This is a genomic window from Emcibacter sp. (assembly GCF_048269205.1).
Classification (GTDB): domain Bacteria; phylum Pseudomonadota; class Alphaproteobacteria; order Sphingomonadales; family Emcibacteraceae; genus Emcibacter.
Map to the genome: position 1 here is coordinate 1 of NZ_JBLXJC010000010.1, position 13656 is coordinate 13656.

General features: G+C 50.3%; 11 protein-coding genes and 1 tRNA gene. 10 read left to right on the top strand and 2 right to left on the bottom strand.

Annotated elements, in window-relative coordinates:
* Positions 1 to 38 precede the first annotated feature (38 nt).
* From ACN0YD_RS15140 to ACN0YD_RS15185, 10 genes are all read left to right on the top strand, one after another.
* A tRNA-Gln gene (locus ACN0YD_RS15140) sits at positions 39 to 113 on the top strand.
* Between the two features lie 322 nt (positions 114 to 435).
* Positions 436 to 1926 (top strand): type I restriction-modification system subunit M, encoded by a 1491-nt coding sequence (locus ACN0YD_RS15145; protein ID WP_417321241.1) that lies wholly within the window; start codon positions 436 to 438, stop codon positions 1924 to 1926.
* Positions 1916 to 3154 (top strand): restriction endonuclease subunit S, encoded by a 1239-nt coding sequence (locus ACN0YD_RS15150; protein WP_417321243.1) that lies wholly within the window; start codon positions 1916 to 1918, stop codon positions 3152 to 3154. The genes ACN0YD_RS15145 and ACN0YD_RS15150 overlap by 11 nt, the downstream gene beginning before the upstream one ends.
* Complete coding sequence (locus ACN0YD_RS15155) at positions 3147 to 3878, top strand: hypothetical protein (RefSeq protein ID WP_417321245.1); 732 nt, start codon at positions 3147 to 3149, stop codon at positions 3876 to 3878. Before ACN0YD_RS15150 ends, ACN0YD_RS15155 begins: the two co-directional genes overlap by 8 nt.
* Entirely contained in the window at positions 3868 to 6867 is a 3000-nt protein-coding gene (locus ACN0YD_RS15160) for a type I restriction endonuclease subunit R (RefSeq protein ID WP_417321247.1), read from the top strand. The genes ACN0YD_RS15155 and ACN0YD_RS15160 overlap by 11 nt, the downstream gene beginning before the upstream one ends.
* Before the next feature lie 5 nt (positions 6868 to 6872).
* The gene (locus ACN0YD_RS15165; RefSeq protein WP_417321249.1) at positions 6873 to 7613 is read left to right on the top strand and encodes a M48 family metallopeptidase; all 741 of its coding nucleotides are present in this window, start codon (positions 6873 to 6875) and stop codon (positions 7611 to 7613) included.
* Between the two features lie 407 nt (positions 7614 to 8020).
* The gene (locus ACN0YD_RS15170; RefSeq protein ID WP_417321261.1) at positions 8021 to 8611 is read left to right on the top strand and encodes a recombinase family protein; all 591 of its coding nucleotides are present in this window, start codon (positions 8021 to 8023) and stop codon (positions 8609 to 8611) included.
* A gap of 216 nt (positions 8612 to 8827) precedes the next feature.
* Positions 8828 to 9313 carry a ribonuclease HI gene (gene rnhA / locus ACN0YD_RS15175; protein ID WP_417321251.1) on the top strand — a complete coding sequence of 162 codons (486 nt, stop codon included), beginning with the start codon at positions 8828 to 8830 and terminating at the stop codon, positions 9311 to 9313.
* 223 nt (positions 9314 to 9536) lie between these two features.
* Positions 9537 to 10196 (top strand): hypothetical protein, encoded by a 660-nt coding sequence (locus ACN0YD_RS15180; RefSeq protein ID WP_417321253.1) that lies wholly within the window; start codon positions 9537 to 9539, stop codon positions 10194 to 10196.
* A gap of 16 nt (positions 10197 to 10212) precedes the next feature.
* Positions 10213 to 10839: a hypothetical protein gene (locus ACN0YD_RS15185; RefSeq protein ID WP_417321255.1), complete on the top strand. Its 627-nt coding sequence runs from the start codon at positions 10213 to 10215 to the stop codon at positions 10837 to 10839.
* A 233-nt stretch (positions 10840 to 11072) separates the two neighbouring features.
* On the opposite strand, the gene ACN0YD_RS15190 is transcribed toward ACN0YD_RS15185, so the two are convergent.
* Both ACN0YD_RS15190 and ACN0YD_RS15195 read right to left on the bottom strand, forming a co-directional pair.
* A complete protein-coding gene (locus ACN0YD_RS15190; RefSeq protein ID WP_417321257.1) occupies positions 11073 to 12644 on the bottom strand; it encodes a DUF6538 domain-containing protein in 1572 nt (523 codons plus the stop codon).
* A gap of 220 nt (positions 12645 to 12864) precedes the next feature.
* Positions 12865 to 13656: GGDEF domain-containing protein (locus ACN0YD_RS15195; protein ID WP_417321259.1), on the bottom strand; the 792-nt coding region annotated here is incomplete at its 5' end.

Sequence of the window (13656 nt, forward strand, 5' to 3'; positions counted from 1 at the left end):
TGTCATGAGGGCGCTATTTTCCGCGCCACGCACGCTGATGGGGCGTGGCCAAGTGGTAAGGCATCGGTTTTTGGTATCGTGTACCGTAGGTTCGAATCCTACCGCCCCAGCCAAATGTGATTTTTCCAGTAAAATCAACGAGTTACTACCCTGCCATAGCGCGGGGTAGTACACGTTGGTGGTACACGTTTGATGTCCACAACGGCACAAGAAAACTTCCCTCCCAAACCACCTATGCAGCAAACAATGCGCGATCAGTCGAAAGGCAGATTCGATTGCACGAGTCATTGCTGCGTAGCGGCATGTCATCTCCCCGATCATGAGGACATTTACTGCTACAGTCGCCACCGGACTGATTGCCAAAAATTCGGTTTCCTTTATGGTGAATTCCCTAACATTCAACGTGCCTAAAGTTGCAGGGGAAACACCAGTTTCATGTCTCAGTTGACGCTCCAAGAACTTGAATCCCACCTGTGGGGTGCCGCAAACATTCTTCGTGGCTCCATCGATTCCGGGGACTTCAAACATTACATTTTCGGTCTTTTGTTCTTCCGCCGTCTTTGTGATGTCTGGGAAGAGGAATATGAACGGAAACTGAGCCAGTATGGCGACAAGGAACTGGCGGCTGATCCTGACGAACACCGCTTTCACATCCCCGAAGGCCACTTCTGGAAGGATATCCGTAAGCACACCACCAACATCGGCGAACACTTGAACGCGGCCTTCCATGCGATTGAGGACGCCAACCACCGCCTTCGTGGTGTATTTCAGGATGTGGACTTCAACAACAAACAACGCTTCCCCGATGCCACGCTTGAAAAGCTTCTTCAGCACTTTGAAAAGCACCGTCTGCGCCATGTCGATGTTGAGGCCGATATCCTTGGTAATGCCTATGAGTATCTGATCGCTCAGTTTGCCGATGATGCGGGCAAGAAGGGGGGCGAGTTCTATACCCCCAAGATGGTCGTGCGGCTGATTGTCGAATGCCTCAAACCTGATGAGGGCATGTCGGTCTACGATCCCACCTGTGGCTCTGGCGGGATGCTTCTGGAATGCTTCCATCACCTTGAACGTCAGGGCAAGAACCCGCGCTCATTGTCACTCTATGGTCAGGAAAAGAACCTGAACACATGGGCGATCTGCTCCATGAACCTGTTCCTGCATGACATTGATGATGCCTTTGTCGAGCGCGGGGATACCTTGCTTGATCCCAAACATCTGGTTGGTGACGGCACAAAGGCCATTCGCACTTTTGACCGTGTCCTTGCCAACCCACCATTCTCCCTTAAGAACTGGGGCCATGATGTCTGGTCAACCGGGGACAAATTCGGTCGCGATACCTATGGCTGCCCACCGCAATCCTATGGTGATCTTGCCTTTGTCCAACACATGCTGGCCAGCCTCAAGGAAGATGGCATGTTGGGTGTGGTCCTGCCGCACGGCATTCTGTTCCGGGGCGGGGCAGAGGCGAAAATCCGCAAAGGACTTCTGGAAGATGACCTGATTGACGCGGTGATCGGACTGGGACCAAACCTGTTTTATGGCGCGGGTATTCCCGCCTGTATCCTGATCATTCGCAGGAACAAACCAGCAGAGCGCAAAGGCAAGGTTCTGGTGATCAATGGAGCGCAGGAAATCGTTGAAGGCAAAGCCCAGAACCATCTCTCAGATGCCAATGTGAAGCGTTTTGCCGATGCTTTCACTGGTTTTGAGGACGAAGACAGGTTCGCCCGCGTGGTTGGCTTGGATGAAATCCGCGACAATGACCACAATCTCAACATTTCGCGCTATGTCAGCACGGATGAAGACGAGGTCGAGATCGATGTGGCAGCAGAAGTCGTTAAACTGAATGCTCTGCGCCAGCAGCGTGATGAAGCCGAAGCCAAGATGATGGGTTTCCTCAAGGAGCTTGGCTATGACGCATGAGTTTCCTGATGGATGGCAAAGCAAACCCTTATCGGACCTTGGGGAATATCAAAATGGTCGAGCCTTCAAACCCTCAGATTGGGGAACTGAGGGATTACCAATTATCCGTATTGCTCAAATCAACAACCCATACTCCGAGACCAATTATTATTCAGGGAAAGATGTGCAGGAAAAGCACTTAATCCGAGATGGCGATTTGCTTTTTTCTTGGTCCGCCACTCTGACCGCTCTCCTCTGGAGAAATGGGAATGGCATTTTGAACCAGCATATTTTTAAGGTTGTGGAAAACGAAGGGGTCGATAAGAACTTCCTCCTGTATACTATTCTTCATTCAATTGATGGACTTGCTGCTCATTCCCACGGCACCACAATGAAGCACATTAAAAAAGGTGTGCTAAATAAATATCATGTTGGTGTTCCTCCTCTTCCCGAACAAAAGAAAATCGCGGAAGTTCTGAGCAGCGTGGATGAGGCCATTGCCGCAACCAAAGCCGTCATTGACCAAACCAAACAGGTCAAAAAAGGACTGCTTCAAACCCTACTCACCAAAGGCACCGGCCACACCAAGTTCAAACAAACCGAACTTGGGGTGATACCAAGCACATGGCGGGTAGCTCGTGTTTCAGAAGTTGTTGAAGAAAAAAATGGGATACTTACAGGCCCATTTGGATCAATGTTGTCTGGAAGCGATTTTACTGACGAAGGCGTCCCGGTATTAAAAATTGGCAATGTTAGGGAAGGTTATATTGATACTTCAAAAATGAACTTTGTCTCCGCAGAGAAGGCAGTCCAGCTAGAGAAGTATCGAGTCCGCAACGGGGATCTGCTTTTTGCCAGACAGGGAGCGACAACAGGTCGGAATAGTCTATCTCGAAAAAAGCACGAAGGTTGGTTAATTAACTATCACATCATTCGTGTTCGCCCAAATACGTCTATTTGCAACCCGGACTTCTTATACACATGCTTCAACAGTAATAGTTTCATTAGTCAAGTCACTGAAAATAAAGGAAGAGGAAACAGAGACGGTATCAATTGTGCAAATATTTCTTCATTTAAATTTCCGCTCCCACCTATCGAGGAGGGTACAAAGATAGGCAACAAACTTGCCGAGGTTGACCAAATAATTTATTCGGCGGAACAAAGAGTATCTTGTCTTGCAACTTTAAAACTTGGCCTCATGTCCGACCTTCTCACTGGCCGCAAACGGGTTGAGGTGCTGGATGCCTGAGGAAAGCCAACACCCACCGTTAGGAGACACTTCAGCCTCAACTGCCTTACGAATTGGCGTTGGTCTTACAGGTGCCGTTCCGTTGGTTGGAGCAGTCCTCCAGACCGCTTTGACTGAAACCATCCGAAATGTTCGCCTCGACAGGGTGGAAGATTATCTAAGATATCTTCAAGCCCAGATTGATGAGCTTATGCTTAAGCTTGCCTTGGAAAAACCCGAAGGGCTTGATCTTTTCGAAGAAGGCCTTTGGCAGTCTACTCGTGCCTTAAGCGATGATCGTAAAAAGTACATCGCGGAACTGGTTGTAAAAGGACTTCAAGAAACAGGTCTTGAACAACAGGAAACGCGGCACTTCATGCGTATTCTGGAACAATTGGATGACCGGCAAATAATTCTTTTGGCAGAGTATCATCCTGCGAACTCCCCAACTGTCGGAAACGAGCAAGGTACGAGATTCCACGAGGCTAACCGAAATGTGGTGCAACCGGGCCACGCTGTTGACGACATCCTTGATCATACCAGTCAAGAAGAGGCCCAGAGAGGGGCAAAGCTAAACGAGATCATGCGCAGGCACCTGTCCTCTCTCGGCCTTCTGGAGTTAGATCAGGTATTTGGTAGCATCGAAATGCAGCCAAGTTCTCAACGTTACCTAATTAGTGAAGCTGGTAAGGACTTTTTGAGGTGCATTGGCGCAATTTCATCCGGCGGTGACAATGGGCAGTGAATGGCAACTGGCGGAAAAGCCGACGATCCAAACCTTGAAGGATATGGGCTATACCGTTGTGACCAAAGCGGAACATGAAGCCCTGCGTGATGGCGAGAACCAAGTTCTGTTCCGCCCTCATCTGGTAGACGCCATTCAACGCTTGAACGGCCTTTCTGAAGAAGATGCCCAAGCTGCTTATGTCGATCTGATCAGCAAGAACGACAATGAAGAATGGTTGGGCATTTTGCGCGGAAACTATAGCCGCAAGGTGCTGGGGCAGACTGAACACAAGACCATTAAGGTCATTGATTTCCTTAAACCTGAAAACAACACCTTCACTGTCACCAACCAGCTTTATGTGAAGGCCGAGAAATCCCGCATTCCCGATGTCGTGGTTTATATCAACGGCATCCCTGTTGTGGTGATTGAGGCCAAGTCACCGATCAACGTCAAGGACAAGACCGGCGAGGCGTTCGATCAGATCAAACAGTATGAACGCGATATCCCACGGCTGTTCTTTTCCAACTGCTTTAACATTCTAACCGATGGCACCAATTGCCTGTATGGCACCACTGGAAGCCCATCCAAGTTCTATGGTTCTTGGGTTGATCCTTGGCCGCGCTCGGAGAAAGACTTTTCCAATGAACTCGACAAGGGCCTTTGGAGCTTGTTGGAGCCTTCACGCCTATTGGACCTGATCGCCCATTTCATCGTCTTTGAGCAAGCCGAAGTCGGGAAGATCAAGAAGATTTGCCGCTATCAGCAATTCCGGGCGGTCAACAAGATCGTCAACAGGGTCGTAGAGGGCAAACACCGCAGGGGGTTGGTCTGGCATACCCAAGGATCGGGCAAGTCCCTGACGATGGTCTTTGCGGCCTTGAAGCTGAAAACCCATCTGACCGAAGTATCCCCCGAACTGGCAAACCCCAATTTGATGGTGCTGACGGACCGCATTGATTTAGATGACCAGATCAGCGGTACATTCAAGGCCTGTGGGTTGCCAAACCCTGTCAGCGTTGGCTCCGTTGATGAACTTCGTACACTGATAGGCAGTGGCATTGACGGCATTACCGCGCTTTCGACGATCTTCAAGTTCCAAGGCTCCAAATCACCGATTGCCAATTCCCAGAACTGGATCGTTATGGTGGATGAATGCCATCGCACACAGGAAAAGGACCTTGGTGCGTATCTTCGTGCGACCATGCCCGAAGCGCGGTTCTTTGGCTTTACCGGCACTCCGATCAAGAAATCTGACCAAGATACCTATAAGAACTTCGGGATCGTTGGCGAAGGGTATCTCGACAAATACGGTATTGATGATGCTGTGGCCGATGGGGCGACCGTTCCGATCAATTACACCGGACGCAAGACCGACTGGCACATTGATGAAGCCAAGATCGACATTCTGTTCGATCAGTGGTTTGCCGATCTGCCCGATGACAAGCTTGAAGAACTCAAGAAGCGTGGCGTCACCTTTGCTGATCTTGTGAAGCACCCCAGACGCATTGATTTGATTGCCTTTGATATCTGGACCCATTTCAAGAAATACGCGGCCCCGGATGGCTATAAGGCCCAGATCGTCGCCATAGATCGCGAAGCGGTGATTCTCTACAAACGCGCTTTGGATAAGGTTATCGCTGATGATCTGATCAAGCAGGGGATGTCGCAGGAGGATGCCCAAAAGGCCGCACCCCTTAAATCCGCCTGTGTCTATTCACGGTCGCAAGAAGACGATAAGCCATCCGAAGATGATCATGTTGCCGATCTGCGCAAAGGATTGATGGCACATTATCTTGATCGGGAGGCTGAAAAATTAGTCAAACAGGCTTTTGGCAAGAAGGGCGCAGCTCCTGATTTCCTGATCGTCTGTGACAAGCTCCTGACGGGGTTTGATGCACCGATTGAGTCAGTCATGTATCTTGATAAGCCGCTTAAGGAACATACGCTTCTTCAGGCGATTGCACGGACCAACCGCGTTGCTGATGCGAAGAAGAGAAACGGCCTGATCGTGGATTACATCGGGGTTTCTCAGAACCTTGATCAGGCTCTTTCATCCTATCGGTCTGATGATGTTCAGAATGCAATGGTGGACCTGGACAACCTTCGTTCCCAACTCAAAGCGGCACATGCTGCCGTCATGAAGATGATGAAGGGATTGAAGCGTGATACTTCCGACCTGAAGGCAGAATATGACGCCTTTGTTGATATCCTGAAGACCGAGGACCAGTGGTTTGCATACCGTACTGTTGCCCGAGAGTTCATTTCCATCTACTCGGCCCTTAGCCCAGACAAATCCGTTCTGGACTACACCAATGACCTGAAATGGGTTGCGAGCTTCCTTCGCTATGCCACACAGGTTTTTGAGAAAAAAGAAGCGTTTGATCAAAAGGAATACAGCAAGAAAATCCGCGAGATGCTTGAAGAGCATCTTGATGCCACGGGGTTGAGCGTAACCGTCAAACTTCGGTCGATCACCGACCCTGACTTCTGGCAGGACTTTGAGATAGACGGCAAACCGGAAAGGGAGCTTCAAACGGCCGCGATCCGAAAGGGCACAGAGCTACGCAAAACCGTCTATGAAAGGCTCGACGAAAACCCGCACCAGTACGGGAAGTTTTCCCAGCGTCTCAAGGAATTGCTTGAGAAGATGGACGGCGCACAGTTGTCTTGGGCGGATAAGCTCAGGATGGCGGAGGAACTTGCCAAGGACTTGGAGGCAGAGGCCAAGGCCCATGAGGGCAATGATATGTCGCCCGAGGCATATGGCATTATGAAGGTTCTTGAAACCTATCAACCCGAAGACATGGCATCCGAGAATTTGGCAGAAATCGCTGTATCGCTTGAAGGCATATATGGGGACACGCCACCGATGTGGCATGAGAAAACCGAGCTTAGAAAGAACCTTCGCCAACAGGTCCGCCAGAAGCTTCATGAGGCGAACTTTGGGAACCTCAAGCTTGTGTCCGAGGAAGTTGAGGAATTTGCGCTTAAGGCTTTTGCGAAGTGACGACCATGCCTGTCCTGACAATTGGCAACACTGAAATTCCCTACGAGTTGAAGCGTGTTGGTACTTGCGAAAAGGCAAGGATCACCGTGACACCAGAACGGGTGGAAGTCGTCGTTCCGCCCACGGCAACGGACGAGCAGATCAACAATGCCGTTCATAGACGGCGGCAATGGATTTTTGATCAGACCCGCAAGATGCGCGAAACCGCAGAAAGATCGCCTTCGCTGTCAAGGTTCGTAAGCGGGGCAAAGATACCATTTCGCGGACGCATGACACGGCTTAAGGTTGGTTCAACCGACGATACGCTTGTCCATGTTTCCTACCGGAATGGCCTGTATATCGAATACCCGACCTCTGCCTCTCCGCATTCACAGGACATGCTGATCGAGGATGCCTTGCGGCTATGGCTCAAGAAACGCTTGCGACAGGATGTTGCCGACTTCATTCGTCGCTATGGGCCAAAGAACGACCTGAAGCCCAAAGCCTACCGCATCAAGGACCAGAAGCACCTATGGGGCAGTTGTGGCAATGACCGGGTGATCAATATCAACTGGCACCTGATCTTTGCCCCAAAAACCGTTCTTGAATACGCGGTGGTTCATGAACTTTGCCACCTTCGCCACCGCAACCACGACAAGCCTTTCTGGAACTTGGTAGGATCACTGATACCAGACTACCAATCCCGAAAAGCTTGGCTTGATCAGAACGAACACATGCTGGCAATCAACAGGGTTGAGACAAGCTGAACGCAATAGGAAGTTTACACTGTAACTGCGCCAATGATCGGTATTGGACGCTGCTGATAGACAGCCGGACCCCAGCCAAATTTTGGCCGAAAAATCTGAGCGGGTATCGTTATATACGCCCTGAGCAAAATCCCCCCGGCTGGGGTCTTCTTCACTCACATCCGTATTGTCCATCAAGATCAACAGCAGAGGCTTGCATATAAGCGGTCGCCATTGCCTGATTCTCATCGTTGCCATTCAACTGCTCTCACGAACAGAATCACGATATCACTCAAGGCATGTCCAAATACGACCGTTTACGGACAGGTAAAATCATTCACATCACAGTATGTCCAAAAAGGTATTGACAATATTTTGGACATACTCATTTTATGGACATCCTTTTTGAACACACAGGATGTCCAGAGATGCACACCTTTGCCTATGCCCGTGTTTCCACAGCCGCCCAGACAACAGAAAATCAGATCAAAGAAATTGAAGACCGTGGATATATACCCGATACGATCTATCAGGATGTGATCAGTGGAAAGGTCCCGACAGCAAAACGCCCAGAATTCTCCAAGCTGCTCGACACAGCTCAAAGGATGAAAGGCGAAAAACGCCTTATTGTTTCTAAATTGGACCGCCTCGGGCGAGATGCAGCAGACATTCTACAAACCGTTCGTGGGCTTGAGGACATGGGCTGTAAAGTTCTGGTACTGCAACTTGGCGAACTTGACCTCACATCTTCAGCCGGGAAATTGGTTCTTTCTACGCTTTCAGCCGTCGCTGAAATGGAACGTGACATTCTTATAGAGCGCACACATGCCGGGCTATCCCGCGCCCGTAGCCAAGGCAAAACGCTCGGACGTCCGAATGTCACGAATGAAAATACCCGACACAGCATAAAAACGCTTCTTGCCGACGGGTTGTCAGTTTCAGCGATTGCCCGTCAACATGGAATATCGCGCCAAACCGTCATGAGGATCAGAGACACACAAAAGCAAGATCGATCATGATAATATTCAACCTCAGATTTTAGGTTGCACCTAAGAATGAGGGAAAGCATTAGGTACCCCCTGAGAGATAACAAGTAGCGAAGGTGAACACTACACCTCTATCAAGCCCCCCCTTCGTCGCACCAGTTCAAAACAACATCCATCAAGCCTCCGAGCCTTAACCGGCTTTCGGGGGCTTTTTCATGTGTCACTTCCACCAGATAAAGGACGAAAAAGATGACAGATAAAATCGAACTTTTTACCACCGGTGCTTGCCCTCGAAACCCCGGCCCCGGCGGCTGGGCCTGCCTCCTCAGTAAACCCGGCAAAGAAAAACTGCTCAGCGGTAACACAAGACGCACAACGAACAATCGCTTGGAACTTTACGCCGTCATTGTCGGACTTCGTGCAATCAAGAAACCTTCCCGGATTACCGTCACAACAGACAGCAAATACATCGTCGACGGAATGACCACATACATCAAAAGCTGGAAGGCAAAGAACTGGTCTCACAATCTGTCAGGTAGCAAGCCTGTCAAGAATGCTGAGCTTTGGCAAAAGCTGGAACAGCTCTGCGAACAACACGAAGTAACATGGCACTGGGTAAGCAAACAGTCAGGCCATACGGAAAATGGACGGGTTGATGAAGAAGCCACCAGACAAGCCCGGCTCGCACGAGCAGAAGCCAAGAAGGCAATAGCAGCTAAGAACACCTTCGCTTAGGTCCGCCCTGCCCACACCAAGACAATATCATTCAAAATCAAATACTTGGAATTAAGCCCCCCCTTAGATGAGGGACACGGGCTTTGTACCGGCTTATTCCTGTGAGCCAGCCCAAGCACGGTGACCATCCCCCCTGTCAAAACCCAAGCAGGCCCTGTCATATCAGACGGGGCTTTTCTTATTTTTGGCCGAGACAGTTTCGGCATTGAAGGAAAGTAAACCAATGACCAATCACCGTTATGCAAACGCTGTTTCTCTTGCGGCTCAAGCAACGATGTGCCTCTTGAAAAAGGTACCTGTTCTGAAAGTCCAACTGGACCAGAACGCACCAGCATCAGGGGCCAACAATCACGTCATCCATCTCCCCGCAAAATACTGGCAGGACAATGTTTGGATCGCTCTGAGCGGTTCTGTTGCCCACGCAATCCACGAAGGGCGGGGCAAGAATAACCTGTTCATGACTGACGATGCTCCCCGATACGAAAAGGCTTTCAACCTTTGTTACGAGCTTGTCTCGCCAAGAGCACCTGCTCAGCTCAAAGACCTCCTGAGGTTCAACCCCAAAGAAACGGTCGAGGCTGTTCACAAAGGCAACTACCCGGAAGGTGTTCATGGTCACCTGAAAGGATCACTGACCCGTTATTGCAAGGAGCACAGCAAGAGGAAGGAGTTTGCAGAAGAAATGCTGAATACCGAAATTCATCACCTTTTCAAATTCATAACAGGGTCGAACTCCTTCATGGGTATCACGTACCTGTTTGCCGAGGAGCTTCATGAGCAAAGCACATTGAATGCCGAAGACGTCATTGACCTTTACTGTGGCAGCTACGTTCAGATGCGGACCCAGCCAAAATTGCAGGAGCTTATTCGGTTAGCTGCATGATCGGCTAAATCAAGCGATGCAATACACTCGTAAGATCACCGACCAGCAAACCGGCGAAGTCTTTGAAATCAAACTTGGGGAGCATCTCACCTTCACTGAAGCCGCAAAAAAGCTCAAGATCAGGCGATCATCGTTTATTAAGGTTATGCTTAACATGGGCATTTGCCAAAAGGAGTATGACCCGACCGGGAAACAATACCGCCACCGCCTAAAACCGGAAGCCGAGCAGAAAGGCCTTGGCTTCCGCATCTATGGCGAACACGGACCATTCGACGTCCTTTCACCGATGGCTGTGGATTGGATAACGGACGAGCTTACGGAGCGGCTTGTAGACAGCAATATTGATGAAGACACGAAAGGAGCAATAAAGGCATTAAAAGCCTTCGCTGCGCAGACAAAAGAGGGGTTAGACACCGAGGGCAATGTGCGCTGGTTACTTGACTACTATCCAAACCTTCCTGTGACAGAGGTCGGGAAAGGTTTGGGAGTCTCCAGAGAACTCGTTCACCGGTATCAAGCAAGGCGCAATGACCAACTTGCGTATTCACGGAGAAAGCGCTCTGCGCCGCTAGGAGAAGCTCTTGCAGAGTTCACAGATGAAACCTCAGCCTCATCAAACGGTGTTACCGTGGAGATCACTTGAAGTAAGGCTATGAGTTCCGAACTCTATTACTTCCGGTGTGAACACCCCGAAAAACAAACACAATCCAAACTTCATCCCCTCCGCCCCTAGGCGGTAGAGGACAAACTAAGCACGACCTCGCCAAGCCAATCTTTGGCGGGGTCTTCTCTCTCCCTGTCTGTTTCTATCTATCTGTTCGTTTTCCACACTCATACATTCCCGGACCATCAATCAACTCAGCAGATTGAACATCATTAAGCGGCGACGCTGGAGCCTGACGCACTGCTATCCAATGCAGGATAACGAATTGCCTCAATTACATCCCTGAGCGTTCCGACCTCCAACCCGTCCGGGTTATATGTCCCAAAGGTGATACCGGCCTTCTCATGTCCGACAACCTGCGCCACTTCTGTTTGCGGAAGCCTTGCACGTTCCAAGACCTGAATAACGCTGCGTCGGAATGAATGGAAATCCACCCGGTCACGTTTGTTGTCCGGGTTAAGATGCGTCACGCCAAGCTTGCGGCGATAGGTCGTGAATGTCTTTGAAAGATACCAAGAACGCTTCTGGTCTGGTCCACCGGGTTTGAGAACCGGAAACAGCCAATCGCCCTTCTGACGCTTCAAATAGTCGATAAAGCCCAACTCGATCAAACGGCTATGGATCGGCACCAGACGGTCACCCGCTTCTGTCTTGGCGTTCGTGATGTCAAAACACCAGATACCGTCCTTTTGCTTGATGTCGGCAATAGTTCGACTACAGATTTCATTCAGGCGCATTCCGCTATAGGCAGCAATCCAACAGACCCAGCTTAAAGTCGTCTCGTAACTCGGCTTCTCGGGATTAACTTCGGGTTTTTCTTTGAGCAGGATTTTCAGTTCGTCCACTGTAAAGGGCAGCTTCCCAACCTTGCGCCTATCACCTTCACGCCGCTGCTGACCTTCCCAAGGGTTATCACCACTGAACTCTCCAACTCGCTTGGCCCACTTCCAAACAAGCCCCAAAGCCATCGAATATCTGTTAATAACCCGATTACTCAAGCCAACATCATGATTCCCGTAAAGCTCCATGATTTCGCTGAAGGTTCTTCCCTTTGTCTTCGAGCTACGCCCCCAGTTCGGATCTAGCCCGCTAATCAGGGTTAGAAACTTGGACGCCTTTGCACGGTCCATATCTTCAAACGTTGGGCCGTTCCCCCATTGGTCGAACAGACGGTAAACGGCTTCATATTGACCCTTGGTTTGCGCAGTGATGCTCGCAGAACGGTCTCGCTGCACCTCCTCAAGGTAACGAGTTGCTACGTCCTTGAAGGATGCCCCTTTGCTTTTCTTGACCACTGTTACTGGTCTTAGCGTCAGCGGATCGATTGCAGAACGACCAAACGTCACAGGTCTCTCAAAGACTTTACCGTTCAATGCTGCTATCCGGCCATTAGCTGCTTTGATACGGGCAAATGACAGGGCGTATTCTAAATCACTGAGCCGACCCGTCTCAATCTTGTCGCCTTCATGGCCGATCAGGATGCCACAAGCATCTTCATCCTGTTGATACTCTTGCATTTCTTGCAAAGCACGGTCGAATTCATGGTTGGCCCGGTCTTCGATTTCGGCAGGTGTTAACTCACGATGCCCTCGAACTACATCAATCCGGGCTTTGTACTCTGCTACCAGCGGCCACCGGGTACTTTGCGCTTTAGTCAAGTCACGCGTCCCAAGCGACCTAACAACCTCTGACTTTCCATCGAAGGCATGACGCACATCCGCCGGGATTTTCATTGCGAAGTACCACGTCTGACGACGTTTCTTGAGGTAGGTCGTATCGGCCATTTTCGGTCCCGGTAGTACACGTTGGTAGTACACGTTCCTAGTACACGGGGCCTTTTAAAGTCAACAAAATCAATGTACTCAATGGATTGAGGCCTATTCGATTTAGGCTCCTACCGCCCCAGCCAAGACAAACCGCTTTGAGGTTTTCCTCAAAGCGGTTTTCTTTTTCCCGCTCAATGGAACTTGGCCGCACACGAATGTGCAGCGACATATTATCCGTTCAGGACTGCTTTGACTGGTGCATTGCGATGCTGGCGCGAGACACCAGTTTATCAAGCGTATCGCCAGCCTCCGCAATGCCAAGGCCGATGCTGAGCGTAAGCTTCGGGTGTGCGCTTCCAGCCTCGAAATCCTCGGCACCAACGCGCTCTGTCAGGCGTTGCAGATAGTTAAGCGCACCCGCCGCCCCGGTTTCAGGCATCAGGATAATGAATTCCTTGTCGCTCCAGCGCGCGATGACATCGGTTTCGCGCTTCATGCCCGAGGCCACCTTGGCAAACAGTTTCAGCGCCGCATCACCGGCATCATAGCCAAACTTCTCATTCAGGTTCTTGAGATTGTCGAAATAGACCATCCCGATCACAACCGCATTGCCATAACGGTTTGAACGTTCAAGCTCGGTTCGCAAGATGCCTTCCATGTAATGGCGATTGTAAAGCCCCGTCAGCGGGTCAGTATTGGTCGAAAGCTCGATATCCTTGCGCGCCTGATCAAGTGCCTTGCGATCATGGATATGGGCAACCGCCTGCCCGATTGAGTCGGCAAAAAGCTGCACCAGATCGATATCATGCTTGGCAAAGGCCTTCACCGGTACCGGGCTGCCAAATGCAAGGGTCCCGATGCATTCACCTTCGACAACAATCGGTGCGCCAAGATAGGCGGCAAACCCGAATTTTTCGCCGGCCGGATGCGATCCCAGTTCGCTTTCACTGACATCATGAAAGGCAAAGACTTTGCTGGCCGAAATTACCTGACTGCAAAATGTCTCATCAAGATCGAATTCCATGCCCGG